The sequence below is a fragment of the Streptococcus sp. AS14 genome (assembly GCF_000286495.1).
Taxonomy (GTDB): Bacteria; Bacillota; Bacilli; order Lactobacillales; family Streptococcaceae; genus Streptococcus; species Streptococcus sanguinis_P.
In genome coordinates this window covers 38597-62173 of record NZ_ALKI01000017.1, presented here as the reverse complement: position 1 = coordinate 62173, position 23577 = coordinate 38597, and the positions used below count along the sequence as shown (strand labels likewise).

22 protein-coding genes and 2 pseudogenes are annotated in these 23577 nt (G+C 44.9%); all 24 read right to left on the bottom strand.

Features of this window, described 5'->3' with window-relative positions; translation table 11 throughout:
- Positions 1-117: 117 nt before the first annotated feature.
- The 24 genes and pseudogenes from HMPREF1150_RS02640 to HMPREF1150_RS02740 all read right to left on the bottom strand — a co-directional run bounded on the left by HMPREF1150_RS02640 (position 118) and on the right by HMPREF1150_RS02740 (position 23560).
- Positions 118-2073: a V-type ATP synthase subunit I gene (locus HMPREF1150_RS02640; RefSeq protein WP_009660154.1), complete on the bottom strand. Its 1956-nt coding sequence runs from the start codon at positions 2071-2073 to the stop codon at positions 118-120.
- On the bottom strand, positions 2063-2386 hold the full coding sequence (locus tag HMPREF1150_RS02645; RefSeq protein WP_009660189.1) for a hypothetical protein: 324 nt from the start codon (positions 2384-2386) through the stop codon (positions 2063-2065). Before HMPREF1150_RS02645 ends, HMPREF1150_RS02640 begins: the two co-directional genes overlap by 11 nt.
- A gap of 150 nt (positions 2387-2536) precedes the next feature.
- Positions 2537-3433: an ROK family protein gene (locus tag HMPREF1150_RS02650; RefSeq protein WP_009660138.1), complete on the bottom strand. Its 897-nt coding sequence runs from the start codon at positions 3431-3433 to the stop codon at positions 2537-2539.
- Positions 3430-4272 carry a MurR/RpiR family transcriptional regulator gene (locus tag HMPREF1150_RS02655; RefSeq protein ID WP_009660179.1) on the bottom strand — a complete coding sequence of 281 codons (843 nt, stop codon included), beginning with the start codon at positions 4270-4272 and terminating at the stop codon, positions 3430-3432. Before HMPREF1150_RS02655 ends, HMPREF1150_RS02650 begins: the two co-directional genes overlap by 4 nt.
- A gap of 169 nt (positions 4273-4441) precedes the next feature.
- Positions 4442-4894 (bottom strand): YhcH/YjgK/YiaL family protein, encoded by a 453-nt coding sequence (locus HMPREF1150_RS02660; protein ID WP_009660223.1) that lies wholly within the window; start codon positions 4892-4894, stop codon positions 4442-4444.
- Complete coding sequence (locus tag HMPREF1150_RS02665) at positions 4894-6432, bottom strand: sodium:solute symporter (RefSeq protein ID WP_009660195.1); 1539 nt, start codon at positions 6430-6432, stop codon at positions 4894-4896. The genes HMPREF1150_RS02660 and HMPREF1150_RS02665 overlap by 1 nt, the downstream gene beginning before the upstream one ends.
- An 83-nt stretch (positions 6433-6515) precedes the next feature.
- Positions 6516-7433 carry a dihydrodipicolinate synthase family protein gene (locus HMPREF1150_RS02670; RefSeq protein WP_009660133.1) on the bottom strand — a complete coding sequence of 306 codons (918 nt, stop codon included), beginning with the start codon at positions 7431-7433 and terminating at the stop codon, positions 6516-6518.
- A gap of 14 nt (positions 7434-7447) precedes the next feature.
- Positions 7448-8149 (bottom strand): N-acetylmannosamine-6-phosphate 2-epimerase, encoded by a 702-nt coding sequence (locus HMPREF1150_RS02675; RefSeq protein WP_002901987.1) that lies wholly within the window; start codon positions 8147-8149, stop codon positions 7448-7450.
- Positions 8150-8479: 330 nt separating this feature from the next.
- A pseudogene (locus HMPREF1150_RS12070) lies at positions 8480-8581 on the bottom strand (acetylxylan esterase); the annotation flags it as partial.
- A 116-nt stretch (positions 8582-8697) separates the two neighbouring features.
- Positions 8698-9378 carry a DUF6796 family protein gene (locus tag HMPREF1150_RS02680; protein ID WP_009660235.1) on the bottom strand — a complete coding sequence of 227 codons (681 nt, stop codon included), beginning with the start codon at positions 9376-9378 and terminating at the stop codon, positions 8698-8700.
- 82 nt (positions 9379-9460) lie between these two features.
- The gene (locus HMPREF1150_RS12255) at positions 9461-9619 is read right to left on the bottom strand and encodes a shikimate dehydrogenase (RefSeq protein ID WP_083842680.1); all 159 of its coding nucleotides are present in this window, start codon (positions 9617-9619) and stop codon (positions 9461-9463) included.
- A gap of 11 nt (positions 9620-9630) precedes the next feature.
- Positions 9631-9741 (bottom strand): annotated as a pseudogene (locus HMPREF1150_RS12250) (shikimate dehydrogenase); the annotation flags it as partial.
- A gap of 81 nt (positions 9742-9822) precedes the next feature.
- Positions 9823-12477, bottom strand: a complete 2655-nt coding sequence (gene adhE / locus HMPREF1150_RS02685) for a bifunctional acetaldehyde-CoA/alcohol dehydrogenase (protein ID WP_009660177.1) — start codon at positions 12475-12477, stop codon at positions 9823-9825.
- Positions 12478-12780: 303 nt separating this feature from the next.
- Positions 12781-14586 (bottom strand): acyltransferase family protein, encoded by a 1806-nt coding sequence (locus HMPREF1150_RS02690; RefSeq protein WP_032905719.1) that lies wholly within the window; start codon positions 14584-14586, stop codon positions 12781-12783.
- Positions 14576-15001: an MORN repeat-containing protein gene (locus tag HMPREF1150_RS02695; protein WP_002908432.1), complete on the bottom strand. Its 426-nt coding sequence runs from the start codon at positions 14999-15001 to the stop codon at positions 14576-14578. Before HMPREF1150_RS02695 ends, HMPREF1150_RS02690 begins: the two co-directional genes overlap by 11 nt.
- Positions 14994-15416 carry a low molecular weight protein-tyrosine-phosphatase gene (locus tag HMPREF1150_RS02700; protein ID WP_009660134.1) on the bottom strand — a complete coding sequence of 141 codons (423 nt, stop codon included), beginning with the start codon at positions 15414-15416 and terminating at the stop codon, positions 14994-14996. The genes HMPREF1150_RS02695 and HMPREF1150_RS02700 overlap by 8 nt, the downstream gene beginning before the upstream one ends.
- Before the next feature lie 274 nt (positions 15417-15690).
- Positions 15691-16260, bottom strand: coding sequence for a nucleotidyltransferase family protein (locus HMPREF1150_RS02705; RefSeq protein ID WP_009660185.1), 570 nt, complete (start codon positions 16258-16260; stop codon positions 15691-15693).
- Positions 16257-17255: a Holliday junction branch migration DNA helicase RuvB gene (gene ruvB, locus HMPREF1150_RS02710; protein WP_002908428.1), complete on the bottom strand. Its 999-nt coding sequence runs from the start codon at positions 17253-17255 to the stop codon at positions 16257-16259. The genes HMPREF1150_RS02705 and ruvB overlap by 4 nt, the downstream gene beginning before the upstream one ends.
- A gap of 560 nt (positions 17256-17815) precedes the next feature.
- Positions 17816-18862: an aldose epimerase family protein gene (locus tag HMPREF1150_RS02715; RefSeq protein WP_009660232.1), complete on the bottom strand. Its 1047-nt coding sequence runs from the start codon at positions 18860-18862 to the stop codon at positions 17816-17818.
- Positions 18863-18886: 24 nt separating this feature from the next.
- Positions 18887-19924 carry a tagatose-bisphosphate aldolase gene (gene lacD / locus HMPREF1150_RS02720; protein WP_009660181.1) on the bottom strand — a complete coding sequence of 346 codons (1038 nt, stop codon included), beginning with the start codon at positions 19922-19924 and terminating at the stop codon, positions 18887-18889.
- Between the two features lie 14 nt (positions 19925-19938).
- A complete protein-coding gene (locus HMPREF1150_RS02725; protein WP_083842672.1) occupies positions 19939-21117 on the bottom strand; it encodes an SIS domain-containing protein in 1179 nt (392 codons plus the stop codon).
- Between the two features lie 310 nt (positions 21118-21427).
- Entirely contained in the window at positions 21428-21832 is a 405-nt protein-coding gene (locus HMPREF1150_RS02730) for a PTS sugar transporter subunit IIA (RefSeq protein ID WP_002894390.1), read from the bottom strand.
- Positions 21833-21843: 11 nt separating this feature from the next.
- Positions 21844-22668, bottom strand: coding sequence for a PTS system mannose/fructose/sorbose family transporter subunit IID (locus HMPREF1150_RS02735; RefSeq protein ID WP_002907685.1), 825 nt, complete (start codon positions 22666-22668; stop codon positions 21844-21846).
- A complete protein-coding gene (locus tag HMPREF1150_RS02740) occupies positions 22655-23560 on the bottom strand; it encodes a PTS mannose/fructose/sorbose/N-acetylgalactosamine transporter subunit IIC (protein WP_002908421.1) in 906 nt (301 codons plus the stop codon). The genes HMPREF1150_RS02735 and HMPREF1150_RS02740 overlap by 14 nt, the downstream gene beginning before the upstream one ends.
- Between the last annotated feature and the right edge of the window lie 17 nt (positions 23561-23577).

The window sequence follows — 23577 nt, the reverse complement described above, 5'->3', positions numbered from 1 at the left end:
AAATGCTGTAATTGTCGTAAAACCAACAGCTAGTTAAATGAATGATACTTGTTTTGATGTTTTAGAAAGTGTTTTTCTAAAGATGAGCTTCTCATCTATTACCATAGTGTCTAATCTTTATTTCTTACTTTGCTGAACGTATTTCTCACTAGGCTTGAGCGGAGTGAAAGGCTTACCGCCTCCGTCATAGAATTTCCCGAAGAATTCCACGAAAATCAAACGCGCTCCGTGTACATAACCGGACAGAAAAGATAGAAACATATTGACCAAATGCAGGGCAATAAAGAGCAGAATGCCAATGCTAAAGCGAGCGACAGGTGGAAAGAGGCTGACAATCAGGTTAAAAGCCGAGCCAATGCTGGCTCCCGAAAGCCCCAGAGCCATCAGCCGCGTAAAGCTGACAAGGTCCCCTACATAACCACTGACATTGTAGAGATTAAAGAGACCTGAGCCCAATCCTGCCAAGCTCTTAGCACTGACAATGGATACTGCCAGTATACCCAGAGCATTGATGATGGCCAGCCACTGACCAATCGTTGCAGCAAAGGCCAAGGATGGGAAGAAATTTCCCAGGGCCAAGAGTAGCAGCCCCAGCAAAATCAGTACCCAAGCAAAGCCTGCATTATAAGCTTCTGCATAATCCTTGAGACGCATATTTTTCAGACCGCTGAGGAAGAGGCCCGCCAGCACTGTAACAAAGCCAAAGACGACAGAAATAACCAGAATCGTCATGGCATCAGAGCTGGTACTAATCAGAGCGAAGGGCAGTTCAAAGCCAAAGAAAGAGCCATAAACCAGTCCCCAGATGATGACTGCCACACCCAGTAGGCGGAAGAATCGCAGATTCTTAGCCAATCCCGGCTTGACATGAAAGAAGTGCAGTGCCAGACTGGTGCCTACAAAGAGCAAGAGGCCGTAGCCAATGTCGGCAACCATCATGCCAAAGAATACAAAGTAAAAGAGCGAAACGACAGGGGTTGGATCCTTATCACCATACTTAGGCAGGGAATACATCTCCGTCACTAGCTCGAAGGGCTCCACCAAGACATTGTTTTTAAGCTTGGTCGGAACCTTATCTTCCTCATCCTGTCGAATCTCTCTGGTCTGGATGAGAATGCTCTGACCAAACTGCTCTGTCAAGCAAGCCTCAAGAGCTTGAACTTGATTGCTTTCGATCCAGCCTTCCAAGGCTGCCAGATTTTGCGTGCTGGCTAACTGATTCTTACTTTCTTGACGGGAGGAGAGATTGCAGAGATAGTCCAGCTGAACCTTGAGCTGATCCAGTTCATTCTTGGAAGCTGCCAGACTCTTGGTCATAGCATCTGCCACAGCCTCCTGCTGTCGAATATCGGCCTTAAGCTGGGCTATCCGCTCAGCAGGTAGTTCCTCATGGTCATACTCAAAAGGCTTAAAGCCATACTCTTTCAAGATTTTGCGAACTTCTTCCAGAGAGCCTGTCTTATAAAAAATAAGCACCCCATGCTCGGTATCGTCAGTAAAGACTTCCTGAAACTTCAGGTCAGTATGTGCTCCCAGAGTCAGGCGCAGAGCATCGTCGTCTGTATTGGGAATCGTCCCAATCAAAGCTCCCAGATGACTGAAAGTCGCAGCTGCTTGCGGTGTTAGTTCCAGTGGTTCCCACTTCTCCAGCGCAGCCACTTCCAAGCGGTCAGCTTCTATCTGAGCTTTGGCTTCTTGCAAGACCTTAAGCTGCTTACTGATTCCTTCCAGCAGCGCCTCCTCATCTCGGGCCTTCCCTGCCTGCTCCAAAGCAGCAAAGGACAGCTCCAAAGGCTCGTCTTTTAAGGATTCCAGCAGTTTCTTTTTCGGCATAAAAGGCTCCAGCTCTGCAATTAGCCTCTCCAGTTTTTCCTGACGACTGAGCAAATCCTGCTGAGATAGCTGCCGATCTGGCTGGCCGACTAAAGCCTGCTCAAAGGCTGCCTGCCAGTCCTCTTCCTGCCGCAAGTCATGAATCTGAACCGACTCTAAACCCTGTAGGTAAAAGAGAAGCTGGTCCAGCAGTTCCTTGGGCAGAAGCAGAGACAGCTGCCGCATTTGACTAATGGCCATAGGCTTCTACCACCTTCTCTACAATGACTCGCGCCAAGTCTGCTTTTTTGTCTGTCAGCGCAGCTGCAACCTTGTCCTCATTTTGCTGGGTTGTCTGCTCCAAGTCTTGCTGCAGGAGCACCAACTTTTGCTGGGAAGTCGCGGTTAATTCCTCTGCCAGTTTCTGCGTTTCATCGTCATACTTCAGCCCCAGTTGCCTGAGATTTTCATCTACTTGCTGTCGCAGCTCCTGAGCCTGCGTCCTGTAGCCCATCAAAACTTCTTCTGCAGCAGTTTCAATTTCCTGCATTTTTTCAAGTGTTTCATTGGCCATCTATTCACCCCCTCGTTTTCAAAAACCTTTGAAAACGGATTTTAAAATCTGCATTCCTGGCTGACTGTCCCGCATCTGGTACAGTCATCTTCAGGAATACAGCTTCGTACTTGCATAAATTATAACATATTCTTTCTGAAAACATCTTTTTCAAACAGAGTTTTTCTCCTGATTCAGAAAATGTCGAACAGCGCCTAATCGTCCGGCTTCATTCCCTAGGGCTGCTGCCGCCAACTCTCTAGGCAAAAAGCGCTGATCTACTACTTGCTGCTTCATCAAATTTTCAAGACGTGGCAGAATAAGCTCAGATCTAGCTAATATCCCGCCACCGACAATCAACACCTCTGGATTTAGAATATAGGACAGGGTTAAAAGACCTTTAGCTAGGCGACCCAAGAATATATCAAGTGTTTCCTGCGCCAGCTTATCTCCTTGGTCTACCGCCGCAAAAAAACTACGCCCAGTATGGCCCTGCTCGCCTGTCTTTTGGCTGTATAATGCCAACAAGGCAGTTGTTGAGGCCAGGGATTGCCAGTCCTGTCCATCTTCCATGGGCAGATAGCCTACCTCACCAGCAGTATAAGTGGATCCATTGACAATCTTTCCATCATTGATAATGCCGCCGCCAATGCCTGTACCGACAGTAATCATAACTGCAGAAGCATGACCTTTGGCAGCGCCTAGCCAAGCCTCACCTAGAGCAGCGCAATTAACATCATTTTCAATCGCAATCGGTAAACCAAATTCTTTTAAAATCCGACTACGGAAATCCGTTCCAATATAGCCTGGAATGGTATAACCGGCGTAACTGATTTTCCCAGCCTGGCTGTCAACTACACCAGCAGATGAAATCGCTACTCCATCTAGCTCAAACTTCTCCTTATAAAATGCTATTAACTGGCAAACCTGCTCTAAAATCTGATTCGTTTTCTTTTCAAAGTCGATCTCAGTGGCAACTTCCCGAAATTGATTTAGACTATGTCCATCAGACTGATAGAGATCTGCTTTAATCGTTGTCCCACCGATATCTATTCCAACAATATTCACGATTCATGCTCCTTCTCTTCTTGATTTTCTTCTAAAGCTGAAAGTGTATTTGTAAAGATTTGGCTGCGATGATCTCGGTCTAAATCCATATAATAGGCATAGAAAATGTCCATCACAACTAAAACCGGAAACTGAGGAGAGATATTATTGCCCTGTGCCAAGTGCTTCTTGACAGCTACTAGGACCAGTTCATCACACTGCTGCCTCAAGTCGTCGCTGTTATTGGAAGTTACCAGCACAGTCTTGGCTCCGACTTTTTTGGCATTCTGAATAGCCTGCGTGATAATTTTAGTCTCGCCAGATATGGAAATGCCAATAACCAGACAGTCCGAATCCAGCATGACTCTATTCACCCGAATCATATGGTCATCCGTGATGGCCTTACAAACCATTCCCAACCGCATGAAGCGAAACTCCATTTCCCGAGCCACTAAGCCTGAACTCCCCTGCCCGTAGATATAGACTCGCCCAGCATTGTTGAGCATATCCCCCACGCGCAGGAACTGTTCTTCGTCAATCAAGGAAAAAGTCTTATTGAGCAATTCGCCATAATCAGACAAGACATTTCTCGTCAAATCCCTACTGACATTTTTACTTTCTGAGCTGGATTCCTGAAATTCAAAGATAAACTGCCGGTAGCCTGAAAAGCCACATTTTTTGGCGAAGCGAGTCAGAGAAGGCACAGAGACATAGAGCTTCTGAGACACCGCCTGAGCCGATAGATCAGCTGTCAGGGCCTCTGCAGACAGAAAATAATCTGCAATCTTCTTTTCCAGGTGTGTCAGACTACCATATACAGACTCAATCACTGGCAAAATGTTTTTTTCCAAAGAAACCATCAGACATTTTCCTCCTGCAACTATTTTCTTTATTCTACCACTTTCTCAAAAGTAATTCCAACCCTTCCTTGCTAGAATTCTCCAGCAGAAAATAAAGTTCAAAACTGACTAAAAAAGCTGGGGCAGCATGTTAAGAACAATCCGTCTTTCTCATCCCGCCCGCAGCCTTTTATACAATTTTTACTTTAAAGACAACCTTACGGATGGGGCCGGCTTCTTCAGCTATCAGTCCAGTCTTATGGGCGTCATTAGAATCCAGCAAGAGCAGGCTGCCAGGAGTGAATATCAGGTCAAACAAAGCTTGACCGGACATCTGCTGCCAGTCTCCTTCCGCATCATAATCCCCTTCTTCCATATTGGACAAAAAGTTATAGTGGATGCGCTCCTTTCCTTCAAAAATCAGATGCACATCGTAAAATTCCCTATGACTTTCCCAGACCCGTTCATCGTCGGTCGTAGTCGTCATTTCAATGACATTGTAAAAGAAATCATCAGACACAGGGTGGTTGCCCTTTTCATCTTGGCTGACATCATGTGTCTGTAAAAATTCTAAGACTTTTTTTAAGGCAGGATGCTGAATGTCTCTCTCAACAGCTGCTCCTTTATATTGAACTAATTCCATTAGTGCCGTACCTCCCAGGATTTATCTGCATGAATGCTTGCAATATCGTAAACTGTTGTATTCTCTGGTGCAGCCTTGCCGCCAGTTAAGACGGAAACCACATAGCCTACAATCAAGGAAACAACAATTGAAATCAAGGAATAAGCCCAGATACTAACGGCTTCTGCTGGCAGAGCGTACTTGATGACTAGCAGGACAATACTAGAAGCAATCATAGCCGCATAAGCTCCCTTGAGATTGGCACGCTTGGTGAAGATTCCCAGAATAAAGATTCCTCCCAAGACACCTAGCACCAAGCCCATAAAGCCATTAAACCAAACATAAGCCGATGTAATACCTGTATGAGCCATCACGATTGAAACTACTGTGGAGAAGACTCCTACACCTAGAGAAACATATTGAGCAATTTTAGTCCGTTTCTTGTCGTCCAGATTGCTAGATACAACATCTTGAATATCCAAAGTCCAAGAAGTCGCTACAGAATTAAGACCTGTAGAAATAGTAGACTGAGCTGCTGCATAAATTGCCGCAATCAGAACACCGGTCACTCCAACTGGAAGACCATAGGCGATAAAGTAAGTGAAGATCTGGTCTTGAGGAATAGAACTGCCCTCACTGCCTGGATGCTGTACTTGATAATAGACGTATAAACCTGTACCAATCAGATAAAAGACAGAGGCGATAAAGATTGACAAAACTCCATTCGTAAACATCATTTTATTGAGCTTCTTCACATTCTGAGTTGTCGTAAAGCGCTGAACGATATCTTGCGAAGATACATAAGAGGACAGGGTGTTGATACCAGATCCCAAGATAATCAGGAAAATAGAATCTTTCAGCAAGTTAGGATTGAAAATAGTTTCATTTCCTGAGATAAATTTACCGCTGGCCAGCTCACTAGCAATATCGCCAAAGCCACCCTTGAGATTAGCAATCAGGAAGAAAAGCCCTATAACTGTACCAATCAAGAGTACTGAACCTTGGATAAAGTCTGTCCACAGAACTGACTTGACACCACCGGTATAGGAGTAAACAATGGCAATCGCACCCATCGCGATAATCAAGATATTGACATCAATCTTGGTCAGAGTAGCCAGAGCCACTGAAGGTAGATACATAATGATGGACATGCGGCCGATTTGATAGATGATGAAGAAGACAGCTGACAAAGCTCGCAAGGCCTTAGAACCAAAACGTTTTTGCAGGTAGTCATAGGCTGTATCAATATCCAGACGTGCATAAATCGGCAAGAAGAAACGGATAGCCACTGGAATGGCAAAAATCATACCCAGCTGGGCAAACCAGAGCAGCCAAGTCCCTGCATAAGAGTTCCCCGCCAGTGTCATAAAGGAAATCGGACTTAGCAATGTAGCAAAAATGGAAACAGATGTTACATACCAAGGTACCGTTCCATCACCTTTGAAGAACTCTTTACCCTGCATCTCCTTTTTCGAGAAGAGCAAACCTGCTACCAGAACAACTAGTAAATACACAATCAGAATAATCATATCGATTGTGGTAAAACCAACATTTCCCATAGAATTTCTCCATATTATTCATATCCAGAGCGTGGGGTGGGCAGTCTAAGCCTGCCCTGAACTCTGGCGTCACACTCTTGATTTTACAAGAAATCTTCTCTTACTTGCTTAATCATAGCAGCCGCTTCTTTGGCAATTGCATAGTCTCCCTCAGATAGAGGCTCTAACGGTGCTCGAACAGAACCAATATCCAAGTCCTCATTGAGACGAAGAATTTCTTTCATAACAGCATAGAGATTTGCTCGACCGCTGACCATCTTGTAAATCACACTATTAATCGCATGTTGCAGTTCTTTAGCACGACCCAGATCTTTGTCAATGATGAGTTGGTTGAGCTTCAGGAATAGGTCAGGCATCACAGCATAGGTTCCGCCAATTCCGGCCTTAGCACCAATAACTCGACCGCTGATAAACTGTTCGTCTGGACCATTAAAGACAATATGATCTTCCCCACCTTCTGCAACAAAGATTTGAATGTCTTGAGTCGGCATAGAAGAGTTTTTAACCCCAATAACTCGTGGATTTTTACGCATTTCCGCATAGAGTGCTGGTGTCAGGGTCGTTCCAGACAGCTGCGGAATATTGTAGATGACAAAGTCAGTATTCGGAGCCGCTGCACTCATATCGTTCCAGTACTTAGCGATAGAATAGTCGGGCAAACGGAAGTAAATAGGAGGAATAGCAGCGATGGCATCAACACCCAAACTTTCAGCATGCTTAGCCAGTTCCACACTGTCCTTCGTGTTGTTGCAGGCTACATGAGCGATAACTGTCAGCTTGCCCTTAGCCACTTCCATGACATTTTCCAAAATTAATTTCCGGTCTGCTACACTGAGGTAAATACACTCACCAGAAGAACCATTAACATAGACACCCTTAACTCCCTTATCAATAAAGTACTGAGTCAAAGCACGAACACGTTCTGGGCTTACTTCTCCTGCTTCATCATAACAAGCATAAAAAGCCGGAATGACACCTTCATATTTTTCTAATTTTGACATATTCTTCCTCTTTTCTATTCTTTCGTTGCGTCTGCAAACTTCCTTGTAATCAGCTGCGGCCGTGTAATGGCAGATCCTACTACCACACTAAAGGCTCCCAGCTCTAGAACTCTTTTCACCTTTTCAGGACTATCAATATTCCCCTCAGCAATCAGAGGGTGCTGAATCTCAGCTAAAGCTTTTCGGATGATTTCAAAGTCATTGGCTTCAATCTTATCTCCTTCGCTCTGACTAGTATAGCCCACCAAGGTTGTTCCGATAAAATCAAATCCCATTCGATCAGCTTCCAGCATCTCGTCAAGAGTTGAACAATCAGCCATCAAAAGCTGCTGAGGATATTTTTCTTTCACTTTCTGGAAAAATGCTTTTAAACTCTCTCCTTGAGGTCTGCTGGAATTTGTCGCATCTAAAGCGATAATCTCCGGATGGGCTTCCATCAGCTCATCCACTTCCGCTATAGTTGGTGTAATAAAAGCTTGGGCATCTGGATAATCTCTCTTGATAATCCCAATTACTGGCAAATCCACCGCTTCTTTAATAGCCTTGATGTCTATAACCGAGTTAGCCCGAATTCCGCTAGCACCTCCTTCTTTGGCCGCCACTGCCATACGAGCCATGATAAAGTCGCTATGTAATGGTTCGTTTGGTAGAGCCTGACACGACACAATTAACTTATGTCTCAACTCTTCCATTTGATTCCTATCCTCCTTACTCATTTATTGTAAGCCTTTACATTTATTATCTTAACATTTATTGCAATTAGTTTCAATATGATTTTACTTTTAGAAAGTACTTTCCTTTTAGGTATTACTTTTTATCTCAGTTTGAAACTTATACAGACGAATATAGCTAAAGTATTTATTTTTTTCGTGGCTGTTCCAACATTTTTCTACAACTAAAAAGAACTAGGCAAATGCCTAGTCCCAGGGGGAAGCAGTTTTGTAGACTTCCAGTCTTAAAGGAATCAAAGCTAACAAACACTAAGCTCAACTAGCTTATTTAAAACCCCAAATTTGAAGTTTAAATCAGTAGAATGCCAATTAGCAAACCTCCGCCACTTGTTTATTCCAAAAGGTATCAAAATCGTCGGGCATTTCATCTCTTCCGCGATAATCTAACATTTCTTTAAGTAAAGTAGGGTTTTTCATGTCTTATCCTCCCAACGATTCTTGAAACCTCTTTCATCATACCACAGAAATAGGAATTTTTCAATAGGTTAATATATACACTTTCTGTTTTTTCTGAAATTTAACGGACCCACCGCTTAAGAAACTATATGAAGCAGAAGCAGTAAATAGAACAAACTAAATCCTATGTTTAAGCCAGCCCCGTTAAGGTAGGGACGTCCGATTCTCAGCTTTTCTACCAGTAAGATAGTCAACAGACTTAGAGGTAAAGGAGTCAGCAGCCCCAGATAAGCAGGCAATATTGTCTGACCAGCAACTATTAGCAGTGAGTAAACGAGCCAGCCTAGACCGGTCAGGGCGATAGCTGTCCGCCAGGTTATATCTAGAAAGAGCACTGCTTCATTGATAAGCCCACTGTCTTCGTCTGAGCAGACCTGTCCGCCGCTTCGTTTATAAGCCTTTTTGCTGATGATCCCAACGTAGTAAAAGGCCACATGTGCCACCGGCGACAGGGCAAATCCAATTCCTAACAAGGCTATTGACAGATAGGCCCACAAGCCCTTATTTGTCAAACCAAAGAGAGCATAAAGCGAGACTAACATAAGAGGGATTGAGAAGTTAGCCACCAGAGCGCCCAGACGCAGCCGACCGACAGAGCCAGACAGCATCAGCATAGCCAGCTTCTTATTGCCAATCCGACTCTGCTCCGTAAAGGAGGCATAACTTTCCTTATCTACCTCAAAGCCAACCAGCAGAATATCCCCCAATAACCAGCAAAGACCACTCAACAGCCCAGCCCATAAAGATAAAACAATCACATTACTCTCCTTTTTTCCATTGTCCCCTTATCTTAGCACAAAAGCTCACTCAACCACAAGTAGTTAGAAGGTTTACGTCTTTTTATCCCAGCAAGCTCCTTTCGTTAAGAGACCTAGCACTCACGTCGCTCCACTCCTCAGCATCAATGTCTCTAAGCTCAGCTTCGACCAACGGTCTTGCCTGGCTATGTGTTTCTTCAAGGTGTACAGCTTTTGTCCCAACGGACAAAACTGCATCCACTGCTCTATGACTCAACTTTGTCCTACGGATGCGTTTCGGTTAAGAAACCTAGCGCTCACGTCGCTCCGCTCCTCAGCATCCATGTCTCTAAGCTCGGCTTCGACCGACGGTCTTGCCTCGCTAAGACACATAGAAAAATCCCCTACCAAAGGGCAGGGGATGACCGACAGACTGTCTTATTTTTAATTAAGGAAGCTACTCGCTTATTTGCGGCGTCCTGGGCGTTCCTTGTAGCCATAGTAAGCATCTTCGATGATTTCCTGCATGTGGTCAACCATTGGAAGGCGTGGGTTGGCTGGAGAACATTGGTCTTCATAGGCAAGGAAGGCCAATTCGCGTGAATGTTCTTTCCATTCTTTTTCGTCAATACCTTGAGCCTTGAAGTTCATTTCGATACCGACACGTTCTCCCAGTTCATAAACAGCTTTCGCAAATGATTCAACACCTTCTTCTGGAGTAGATGCTGGCAAGCCGAGTATGCGAGCGATGTCTTGGTATTTCTCATCCGCACGGTAGTAGTTGTACTTAGGCCATGTCGCTGTCTTAGCTGGACGTGTACCGTTGTAGCGGATTACGTATGGCAGCAAGATCGCATTGGTACGACCGTGGATTGTGTGGAACTGAGCACCAATCTTATGGGCCATAGAGTGGGAAATTCCCAAGAAGGCATTGGCAAAGGCCATACCAGCGATAGTAGAGGCATTGTGCATCTTTTCGCGAGAGTGGAAGTCTGCGTTCTTAACAGAGCTTTCCAGGTTTTCAAAGACTAGTTTGATCGCTTGGAGAGCCAAACCATCCGTAAAGTCGCTTGCCATCTGAGATACATAAGCTTCTGTTGCGTGAGTCAGCACGTCCATACCAGTGTCTGCTGCGACAAATCCTGGAACAGTCAGTACCAGAGCTGGGTCTACGATGGCTACAGTTGGAGTCAGAGAGTAGTCAGCAATTGGGTATTTACGGTTGTTAGCCTTGTCAGAGATAACGGCAAACGGTGTCACTTCTGAACCTGTACCAGATGTTGTAGGGATTGCAATAAACTTAGTCTTCTTACCAAGCAATGGGAATTTGAAGGCACGTTTACGGATATCCATGAATTTTTGAACAAGGTCACGGAAGTCCACTTCTGGTTGCTCATAGAAGAGCCACATTACTTTAGCTGCGTCCATTGGCGAACCACCACCCAGCGCGATGATTGTATCAGGTTTGAAGGTACGCATAATCTCTGTACCACGTTCAACAGTTGTGATATCTGGATCTGGTTCTACGTCTGCAAAGATTTGGTAAACAACCTTATTACGACGAAGATCGAGTTGTTCGATGATACGATCTAGGAAACCAAGCTCTACCATAGCATGGTCTGTAACGATCATGACACGTTCCACATCACGACATTTTTGCAGGTATTGGATAGAGTCACGCTCGAAGTAAGTTTTTGAAGGGAGTTTCATCCATTGCATATTATTTCTACGTCTTCCTACTTTTTTGATGTTCAAGAGATTCACAGCACTAACGTTATCACCAACTGAGTTGCGACCATAAGATCCACAGCCCAGTGTCAATGATGGCAGGAAGGCATTATAAACATCCCCGATACCGCCGAAAGTAGAAGGTGAGTTGCAAATAACACGGATGGCACGAACAGCTTTACCAAATTCCTTAGTCAACTCTTCGTCCGCTGTATGGATAGCAGCTGAGTGACCAAGACCATGGAATTCTACCATTTGACGGGCTTTTTCAACACCGTCTTCACGGGATTCAGACTTGAGAACAGCGATGACAGGTGACAGTTTTTCACGTGTCAATGGCTCTTTTTCACCAACTTCTTTACACTCTGCGGCCAAGATATTCGTATCTTCTGGCACGCTGAAGCCTGCTTGCTCTGCAATCCAAGTAGCTGGCTTACCAACGATATCTGGATTGAGCTTAGCACCAGCACAGTTTTTGCTGTTTGCTTTAGCGCCGAAGCAGAATTCTTCCAAGAGAGCTTTTTCTTTCTTATTTACAAAGTAAGTATGGTAAGATTTGAACTCTTCTACAAATTCATCATAAACTTCCTTGTCAATGATAACAGCTTGCTCAGAGGCACAGACCATACCATTGTCAAAGGACTTAGACATAACGATATCGTGCGCTGCTTGACGGATATTCGCTGATTTTTCCACATAAGCTGGTACGTTTCCGGCACCAACCCCCAGAGCTGGCTTACCACATGAGTAAGCTGCCTTCACCATTGCATTACCACCTGTCGCAAGGATAGTCGCAATCCCTTCGTGGTTCATAAGCGCAGAAGTTGCTTCCATTGATGGTTGTGTAATCCATTGCACACAGTTTTCAGGCGCACCCGCTGCAATCGCTGCATCACGCACGATTTGTGCTGCATGAGCAGATGATTCTTGAGCAGATGGGTGGAAAGCAAAGATAATCGGATTACGTGTTTTTAAGGAAATCAAAGATTTGAAAATCGCTGTTGAAGTCGGGTTGGTTGTTGGAGTAATTCCACAGACAACACCCACTGGCTCTGCAATCAAGGTCAATCCAGTCACATCATCTTCTTCAATAACGCCGACAGTTTTCGTATGGCGCATATTATTCACAACGTGCTCACAGGCGAAAAGGTTTTTAGTCGCCTTATCTTCAAAAACTCCGCGGCCTGTTTCTTCATAAGCATGCAGAGCCAACTCACCATGGGCATCCAAAGCTGCTACAGAGGCCTTGGCTACGATGTAGTCCACCTGTTCCTGATTCAGCTTTCTCATTTCCTCGAGTGCAACCAGACCTTTTTGCACCAATTCATCGACATGCTTTTGCGCTGCCAAAGCCTTGTCTTCTTGTTCTACCGTTTTCTTCTTTTCAGCCATTCTATTCCTCCAATGGTTTTGCCTTAGGTTAGACGAAGAACACTAACCTTTGTTAATTATTTCACAATACAATTATAACCCATTTAATGATTTTTGTAAACACTTTCACTTAACATTCACAAACTTTTCTCTATTAATTTGTGAAATACATAACAAATTCGCTTATTTTACAGTCTATTCTTTTAGTTATTGTGAAAAAATTTTTTACATTTTAAAGATTTCACATACTTTCACTTTCACATAAAGCGTGAAAGCGCTTTCTTTATTCGAATATAAAAAGCTCGGACGAACCGAGCTGATTATTTATGGTTTCACATTGCCAGAATTTGCTTCATCTATGGCTTGCTTAATGGTATTGGCATAGAGAGTCCCCCCCTCAATGATGGACTCTGAGTTCGAGCCAAAGTGTACATAGTCTGTCCCTTCCCAAATCTGCGGATTTTCGATAGCAGTTTGATGCCAGTCAGCCACAAAGACATAGTCGTACTTTTTGGCTAATTCTAGCTCATACTCCCGCTGCTGGGCTAAAACACCGCCCTCTGAGCGACCGTCATAAGGAGTCACGAGGATCAGTTGATGCCCCTTAGGCAAGCTGGAAACATACTCATCCAAAAGTTCATTCGAATAACCAGACGAATTGGTCCCGAGAGCCAGGACAACCTGCTTCTTCAGCACTCTATTAGCAATATCTGTCTTGTAGACCTCTAAGCCTGTGCTCAGACTGCGGCTAACGACAGTATCTAGCTCGATTCCTGGCAAGATCTGCTGCAATTGATCGCTTGAGCGCAGGGCAACCGAGTCACCAATCATGGTAATTCCGTCCGCCACATTGTACTCAGTCGCCTTGGACTGATCAACCTGACTGCGAGTTGTCTGCATCTTAGTGTCTGCTTGATTCAGAGCATTGACAATCAAACTTTCCTCAAAAGCTCCAACCTTTGGTGCTGTCACCGAGATAAAGAACATGATCAAAGCCAGCGGAATCATACTGTAAAAGATTGGTCTGGTAAGAGACGATAGGTCCATCTTGGTTCCCATGATAACTGGCTGACGACCAGCAAGAGTTGGCTCCAAGATATAGAAAGACAAGGCTGCAAAAGTAATAGATAACAGCGTAGTCAAGAGAACAGCCAAGCCGTTACTCATCAGCTGGGTAAAGATTATATAGAATGGCCAGTGGAAGAGATAAACACCATAGCTGGTATCCGCGATAAAGTTGATAAGGCTAGGCTCCTTCACATCAGGGAGCTTGTCATGCAACATCCTAGCAGCCAAAATCATCAGACAAGCCAAGATAGTTGAAATCAAGAATCCTACCAGGTAGGTCCAAAGATTGTCAAACTTGAGTAGGAAGCTGAGCAAAAGCAAAACAGCTGCGCTGCCCCCCATAATTCCTAGCACTTGCTTGAGAGCCAGCTTTTGCTCCAGCATTTTAAAGCGATTGCTAACATGGCCGACACCAGACAAGGTTGCTAAGATGCTTCCTGCAAAGAAAGGAAAGACGTGGGTCAAACTTGAAAAATAAATATCAGAATAATTCTTAGTGGTCAAAGCGCCAGCAAACATTGATACAAAGCTGAGCAAAAAGAGACCTGCAGAAACCAACGCAATCATACCGCGATAGCGGGCCGTTGACTTGGTAACCTTGCCCAAGCCCCAAGCAGCCAAGCCCCACAGAACATAATAGTGCACTTCTAAAGCCAGACTCCAAGTGTGAATCAAGATGTGCGGCACAAACTGACTCTCATAACTGCCGCCTGAGAGCATTTCATAAAAGTTGGTCACAAAGCCCAAAGCAGCCGCAATCTGCGTCCCAATTCCAGCCACAAAATCCTTACGGATTAAGAAAGTAAAGGGCATAACGACCAAAATCATAAAGACCAGAGGCGGTACAATCCGATAAAAACGCCGTTTGAAAAAGCCTTGGATATCGATTTCTTTCTTCTTGGCAAACTCGTCAATAAGCAGAGCGGTAATCAAGAAGCCAGAAAAGGTAAAGAAGATATCCACGCCAATAAAACCGCCAGGGAAAACGCCCTGGAAGTAATGATAAAGCAGAACTAGAAGCAGCCCCGTGATTCTGACGAGCGAAAACCATTTAATGCGCATTTTGATAAATCCCTTGTTTAAACGTTCCTTCATAAACGACATTGCCTTCTGTCGTTAGCTTTCCTTGTCCATCAGCCTGACCCTTGCTGAAGTCCCCTTCATATTTCCAACCAGCTTGCGAGGTAAAGGTTCCTTTGCCGTCAAAGATGCCATTGCGAAATTGACCGGTATAACTATCCCCATTTTGAAAAGTCATAGTCCCCTGACCGTTCATCTTCCCGCGAACCAAGGTCCCGTCATACTTGATCTTCCCCTGATCCAGCGTTAAAACGCCCTTACCAGGAATCCCCGAAGTAAAGACCAGAATAGCTGACAGCACAATGACCGTTACAGCCAAGAGTTCTAAATTCTGCCGGGTCAGATAGACCTTGTATTTATCGTAAAATTCTTTTACTTTATCCATATTCCTATCCATCCAAACGCTCTAGCCACTTCTTGCAGCCAGCCAAGACCAAATCATAGGTTTGGTCAAAATCTCCTGTGTACCAAGGATCTGGCACACTTTCTTCTTCAAACTGATAAATTTTATGCTGAAAATCCTCAGGCGCCATCCGCTTCAAATCTCGGACATTGCTTTCATCCATACCAATGACGTAGTCAAAATCCGCAAAATCCGCTGGCGAAATCTGCTGAGAAGTCTTGTCCCTATCATAAGCAATAGCATATTTCTTAAAAATAGCCTGTGTTCCCCGATGAATGGGATTGCCGTGCTCCCAGCTCGAGGTTGCCCGGCTCTCGATTTTCAGTTGGTCTGTTAAACTCTTCATGACAAACTCTGCCATCGGACTGCGGCAGATATTTCCCAAACATACAAATACAATTTTCTTCATAGAATACCTCGCTATCTATTATAACAAAATAATGGCAAAAACTAGCCCTGAATCGTTTACAGTTTCCTGATTCTCGTTGAAAACTGGCAAGCCCTGCCCCTCTCATGCCTGAAAATAGCAAAAAACCACCGTTTGGTGGCTTTTGTAGGGAGATTATTTTTTAAAAAGAAAAAAGTTTTAGGAGTTAAGTTAATTTCTTAACTTGGTTATAGTATAATATTCATTCCTTAAAACTTCCTTAAAATAACTTAAACATTTTACTCTTAGATTGTACCTATTTATCAGGATAGTGATATTCCAACTGCGGCCAGCGTTTCTGCCAATTCTTCTTAGCCAAGCGCTCAGCATAGACACGCTGGCGCTCCTTGTTTTCAAGAAAATGAGGAGTCGGTCTGACCTGAAAGTTTAAGATATCCTCCAAACCATAGGGAGCAAAAAGTTCCAGTTTGTCATTTTCCAGTAAGCGCAGGCCAATAGCCGTACAGCGCTCAGGATACTTACTCATGGCTTCGCGAGCATTTTTATAAGGCGCTGTTCCAGGACTATGGCGGTGCATATGGGCTTGATTTCTCAGCTCCCATCGATATTGTGGCCAGTCCGCCTTGAGCTTAACTTCCAGATCTACCGTCTCTGCCTCAGCATAACTCGGATCAAAGAAAATGACATCTACATCCGTCTCTGAGTCAAAACCTGGTCGCTCTGATAGCATATTCCAGATAAAATTCCTCACACATCCAGCCGCTAACCAAGAATCCTTGAGCTTCAGACTGCGAATGATTTCCAAAATCGCTAGGATGTCTGGATCTTGACCTAGTTGGTCTAAAATCTCCTTTTCTGTCATCATTCCTTCATATACTCATATCCTAAATGCTCATAAGCTTTACGGGTAGCCACGCGCCCAGTCCGAGTTCGCATGACAAAGCCTTTCTGAATCAGGTAAGGCTCATACATGTCCTCCACTGTTTCACGCTCCTCAGCAATATTGACTGAGAGGGTTCCAAGCCCTACTGGACCGCCACCATAGACCTCAATCATAGTCTTCAAAATCTTCTGGTCCACATAGTCCAGCCCCTCTTGATCCACATCCAGCATAGAGAGAGCTTGGTCGGTTATCTTATCATCAATCAGGCCATTGCCCATAATCTGCGCGTAGTCCCGGACCCGCTTGAGCAAACGGTTGGCAATCCGCGGCGTGCCTCGGCTACGCAGAGCCAGCTCCTTCGCAGCCTCGTGGGTAATAGCCATCTCAAAAATCTCTGCCGTCCGCTCAACGATTTCAGTCAGGTCGCCAGCTTCATAATACTCCATGTGACCGGTAATCCCAAAGCGAGCCCGCAGAGGATTGGACAGCATGCCTGCCCGAGTAGTCGCCCCAATCAGAGTAAAAGGCGGCAAATCCAGATGGACGCTGCGACTGGTCTCACCCGAGCCAATCATAATGTCGATGTAAAAGTCTTCCATAGCGCTATACAGCACTTCCTCTACCGCCATTGGCAAGCGGTGAATCTCATCTATGAAGAGGACATCGCCCGGCTCAAGGTCATTTAAGATCGCAACCAAATCACCAGATTTCTCAATCACCGGACCTGAAGTTTGCTTCAGATTAACGCCTAGTTCATTGGCAATGACAAAAGCCATGGTCGTCTTCCCCAGACCTGGAGGGCCAAAAAGCAGGGTATGGTCCAGCGCTTCATCCCTCAGCTTAGCCGCTTCAATAAAAATCTTCAGCTGGTCCTTAACCTTATCCTGACCGATATACTCTTGTAAATACTGGGGACGCAAGGTGCGCTCCACCAATTCCTCATCACCCATTAATTCATTATCTAAAATTCTACTCATAGAACTATTATAGCAGAAAATAAAGCAGAGGAAGCAAATCTAATCCACGTCTGAGTACAAAAAAAGACCACCGGATTGGGTGGCCTTTATGGGAGATTATTATGAAAAAGTTTAGGATTTCTATCAAATAAAGTTAGGAGGTCTTCATTTGATACTCATAGTATACTGCCCCTAACTTAAAGAAACCTTAACTTAGTATAACGTATCCTTTAAAATTTAACATTTGAGTTACAATCCGATAAACTTCCTGTCTTATTCTAAAATTTGAGCAAAAAAAGACCACCGAATTGGGTGGCCTTTATGGGAGATTATTATGAAAAAGTTTAGGATTATCAAACAAAGTTAGGGGGCTTCATTTGATAAAAATAAGTATAGCAGCCTTAGCTTAAGAAAAACTTAAAGTAAAATTCAGTTAGCAAAAAAGATTCTGCTTTTGATTGTGGAGGCTTTTCTCTTGCTTAAAATTAGCTACTTATGGAAACATAGTCGCTGAAAACTGGATAAAGAAAAACGGCAGAAGGAGGTACTGCCGTTTTTTGTGCTCTTTCGCGATTGTTTCTTTATAAAGTTGCTGGTACATCAGCAAAATACACTGTCCTGCTGGTGAAAATCTGACCGGCCTTGAGAATGACATCTGACTGCTGGCTGCTGTGAATGGCATCCGGCAAAGCTTGAGCTTCCAGAGCCAAGCCATTATGCTGAATCATAGGCTGTTCGTCAAATTGAACCGAATCATCCACGCAATTCGCTGAATAAATCACTAGGCAGGGCGCCTGAGTCTCAATAGTCAGGCGGCGGCCCGATGCTGGATGATAGAGCGTCCCTGCCTGGTTTCGGCTTGGGTTTAGCGCAAAAGGATGATCCAAGCCAGATACCAGCTGGATTTGCTCGTCAGGAGCAGCGAAAATTTCTTTAAGGGCAGCGCCCTTGGCCAGTTTCTTAACAAAGTCACGCTCTGCATCAGCCTTTTTTTCAGGAAGGCCGTCAGCTGCGATAGGATAGACACCATCAGTATTGAGCTGAAGGATATGGTCATCAATGGACTGATTGAAACGACCAGACAGGTTGAAATAGCTATGATTGGTCGGATTGACCAAGGTATCCTGATCTGTCTGGACCTGATAGGAGATTTCCAGCTCGTCCTTCTCTGTCAGGGTATAGGAAACCCAGATTTTCAGATTGCCAGGAAAGCCACCAGTTCCGTCACTCCGCTCTGTATAAAAGGTAAGCCCATCATTGCTGACTTCCTCCACTTCAAAAACCGCACTATCCCAGCCGCTGGATCCACTATGGTTACAGTTTAGGCCATTATTCGCCTCTAGCTGAAAGGTCTGACCATTCAGTTCAAAAGTTGCTCCGGCAATACGTCCAGCAACTGGACCAATGCTGGCTCCATGCTTAGGACTGTTCCCAATATAATCCTCAAACTGATCAAAACCAACGACGATATTGTCAAAGTGATTATTTTTGTCAGGGGTAACATACTGGACGACGGTCGCTCCATAGTTCATGACTTTCAGACGATAGCCTCGATCGTTTTCAAAAGTATAAGCCAGAATCTCCTGACCGCCCAGCTTTCCAAAAATGGATTCTCGGTAAGATTTCATACCAAACCTCTTTTATCTATCCTATTAAAAATCACGAACTTGCCAAGTCCTGTCTTCAAAAGGCAGGTCAAGCTTGTCCACCCAAGACACAGCTGTTTGGCGCAAGACTTGATTAAGATCCTCGATATTCTGACGGCCTGTCTCGTCCAGCCACTCTTGAGCTGCTGCAGCTCCCTCTTGGGCGAAGACTGAGACTGCATCCTTCCAGGTAGCCCGTCCGCACAGAACACCGTTAAACTGTGAGCCCGCTTCATGGGCTAGCCGCAGCGTTTCTTGGAAAAGTTCGGCACTGACACCAGCGCTGAGGAAGATGAAAGGCAAGTGTGTCGCATCTGACTGTTCTTTAAAGAAAGCTTGGGCTTCCGTCACGCTGTAGACTGGCTCAACGCCTTCTTTGGTGAAGCCCTCGATAAAGTTCATATTGACTGGCACTTCAACCTTTAAAACATCTACATGGTAACGGGAATCTGAAAAGTGCTTGACTGCTTCGTTAACCTTGTGTGGCTTAAGCTTGGCATAGTTAGCGTCCAAGACACTGTCACTCTTAGCATCATAGGTCAGAATCTCCAGAAAATAAGGAATGTCCTCAGCTAAGCATTCGCTGCCCACGCGCTCAACCCAGGCTTGCTTGATGTCGTTGATTTCTGGTTTGTCGTCCACATCATAGTAAATCAAGACCTTGACGGCATCTGCGCCCATGTCTCGGATGCGACTAGCTGACCAGTTAGGCAGCAAGTCCGGCAGGCGGCCCTCGGCTGACACATCATAGCCAGTCTTTTCATAGGCTACTATCAGCCCGCAGGACGCATCCCGCAGCTCAGCTGCCGGCAGACCGAACTCCGGATCCAGCAGGATAGAGCTGGCATAGGGCGTCAGCTGACTAGAGATTAATTCTTTAAACTGAACCAGAGCTTGGTCACCAGATGACGCATCTTCTCCGCTGGCCAGCATTTTCTTGAGCGAGCCACGCTGGTCAATAGCCAAAGCCCCGATAATCCCCTGCTCGTCTGATAGTTTTTTCAGATGTCTCACTTTTTTGTGGCTGATTTGTAATTTCTCCATAACTTTTCCTTTTCTTACTGCCCAAGAGGGTGAATGATAACTCCCTGTACTACACGATTGACCGTTCCTGTCGGAGACGGTGTATCTGGACGGTTCTTGACCTTGAGCGAGGACAGGAGAGCAAAGAGCTGAGCGTAAACGATGTAAGGGAAGATGCGATAGCTATCTCCCAGAGGCTCTTGGGTACTTAGCACTACTTGCTCGACTCCTTCCAACTGCTCCTCTCGGTCAGTCAGCAAGACCAGTCTGCGGATAATCCCGTCACCAGCCACTTCCCGCACCAAGTCCAAATCATAAGCCTGGGTATAGGCATCTGTTGAGCCAAAGACCAGAACGACCGTGTCTTGGTTAATCAGCGACTTAGGTCCATGCCGGAAACCGACTGGGCTTTCGTACATGGTCGCAATTTGGCCGGCTGTCAGCTCTAAAATCTTAAGCTGTGCTTCATGCGCCAAACCAAAGAAAGGCCCTGCTCCCAGATAAATGACCCGACTGAAATCCAAATCAACCAGCTGCTGCACATCTGCAACGCGTTCTAAAACATCTTGACTGAGCTGAATCAAAGCCGCAACCTTAGCTTCCTTCTGGTCTAGTTCAGCCCGGTCAAAGACCAAAAGGGCTGTCAGCATCATAGAGCTGAAGCTAGAAGTCATGGCAAAGCCAGCATCATTAGACGCTTCTGGCTGCAGGAGCAAAAGATTCTTTTCATCGCCTTGGGCCTGCTGGGCTAGCTTGCCTTGGGCAGCACAGGTAATGGTAATCTGGTACAAGTCATCCACCAGCTGCTTAGCCAAGTCCACAGTCGCTACACTTTCTGGAGAATTACCGCTACGGGCAAAGGAAACCAGCACTGTCGGTACTTCTCTCTTCAGATGCACTAAGGGATTGGCCACGATATCTGTTGTCGCAATAGCGTTGAAATTCCATTTGCGATCATCATAAATCTGCCTGAAATAAGGCGTCAAAGTATCTCCGACATAGGCTGATGAGCCGGCTCCGGCAAAAATGACCTTGATGTAGTCATGTTTGTCCTCGATTTTTTTCAGAAAAGCAGCGATGGCTGCGGCTTGAGCCTTGTAATGTTCAAAGGCTTCCTGCCAGACCTCAGGCTGCTGATAGATTTCTCTCGTTGTGATGTCAGCCCCCAGACGCTGCAATTCTTCCTGTGAATAATCTAACATTCTCTTTCTCATTCCTTTCCATCATTTGAAAAAGGGGGAGTGGGACAGAAATCCAGAAAATCCAAGATTTTCGGCTCGCTGTCCCACCCCCGCAACGATGGCTAGACTTGAAATATGCTTTTAACAAGCTTTTTCAAACCAGACAGCGACTGCATTTTGCAATGCTGAACCATCCATTTCCCTAGGCCAAGAGGCATCTCCCAAATTCCTCTTAGACCAGTATGCTTGAATCAACCACTGTGGCTTGGCCTTATCTATCAGCAGTCTCCCATCTGCTGACAGCGCAAGGACTTGACCTAACTAGAAGTGGCTGTTCAAGCTTTTATTCATCTTCATCATCCATTAGGCCAGCTAGAACATCATTAACCTTAACAATATTCTCTGCTGCTTTGGATGGATAGCTAACTTCTGCTCCTGTCAAAGATGCATTAATAAACTCAATGACCATGGGCAGATTGACCCCCGCATAAAGCTCAATATCCTGTCCCTCCATAATGAAGCGGCTGACTACATTACAAGGAGTGCCCCCCAAGAGATCCGCAAAAACCAAGTAATCCTCAAAGTCTTTGACCGTTTCTAAGAATTTAGCTGCGAAATCTTCTGGGCCTTCCTCCGGAAGCAGGGCTACTGCATGGATGTCTTCCTGAGGCCCCATAATCATTTCCGTAGTGGTTTTCAGCTCTTCACAAAAGCGACCATGGCTGACTAAAACTAATTTCTTACTCATAAATCACTCCATTACTCTGGTACTTGTCCCAGCAGGAAATAGCCGATAGCGGAGAAGCTTACTGCCATGATAATGATAATGAAGATAGCCTTAGTAGAGTTCATTCCTTTCTTGCCCAAGAGCCAGAAGATAAAGCCTGTAAAGACTGCTGGAATCAAACGTGGGAAAATCAGATTCATCATGTCTTGGAAATCAATAGCTTTTTTACCGATGTTCCATACCCAGGATACTTCAAAGTTGATCATAGTAGCAATCAAACCACCCACCATAAAGATACCCAATACAGAAGCCGCTTCAACAAGAGCTGTCAAAGTACTTTGCATATTGGTGATGAGATTGACCCCTTCTTTGTAGGCAAATTCTAACTGTTTCCAACGGAAAATGTCATAAGCAACTGCTACAGCAATCCAAAGGAAAATTCCCCAAGGCTGGCCTGCAATAGCCATAGTAGCAGCGATAGATCCCATGATGGCTGGCACAAGAGAGCCAAAGATAGAGTCTCCAAGAGGAGCAAATGGTCCCATAAGACCTGTCTTGATACCATTGACCGCATCTTTTGATTTAACACCGTCTTTTTCTTCCATAGCTAGGTCAAAACCTGCAATAATGGTGTGGAAGAAAGGTGATGTATTGAAGAATTGCGTATGCAATTTCATCATTTCTTTCAATTCTGGAGTGCCATCACCATACATTTTACGCAACTGAGGCAAGAGCATGTAGAGGTAACCAGAACCTTGCATCCGCTCGTAGTTCCAGCCTAATTGGAAAGTGAACAAGCTGCGTTTATTGATTTGTTTAAAATCTTCTTTTGTTAATTTATAATTAGAGTTCGTCATCTTCAATTTCCTCGCTTTCTGATTTTGTGCTAGCAGCTGGAGCAGCAACTACTGTTCTTTGGCTGTATTTGAAATGCTGTACTGCAAGGAAGATACCAAAGATAGCTACACCAATCATAGACAAGCTTTTGAAGTTGTTGGCAAATGTGATTGCAGCATCTTTTGGAAGAGTTCCAACAATACTAGATACAGCCCCACCCAAAGTTTGAATGTTTGAATAAAGCACAGTCAGCATAGCCGTCAAGCCAAAACCAAGAGCTAAGTAATGAAGATTACGTTTAACTGGAAGGTAACGAAGCAAGATAGCAAACCCGAGTCCTGGAAGCATACGACCAGCCAGCGTCAAACCTGCAGCCAACCATTTCACACCAGCAACACCATCTACTATCGCTTGAACAAATGTTCCACCAAATGCCAGAGCCAGAAAGACTGGGAGGGCACGAGACAGAGCCCAAGGAAGGGCACCTAAGAGATAGTTGCGTTCAATACCTTTATAGTCGAAGCGCTCAATTGCTGCATCCACACGGTGCGCGAAATAAGTCGTTGTCATACGGCCCAAGATATCGAAGTAAGTCAGCAAAGTTGCTACCGGTACTGCGATTGTCGCGATAGCCAACTCTGGCTTAATGCCTTGTGCTACGGAAAAGGCTGTCGCAAGAACGGCACCTGATGTCGCATCAATACGAGAAGCTCCACCAAATGTCCCTACACCAAGAACGAACAATTGCAGGCTACCACCAATAAACAAACCGGTCACTGGTTTCCCCATAATCAAGCCAGTAATGAACCCAGCAAATACAGGGGATCCTGCTGACGAAACGATGGTCAACTCATCACAGATTTGATAAGCTGAGTACAAAGTGAGTAGTAAAATTTGCCACCATTGTATCATAACAATGTCCTCCTAAA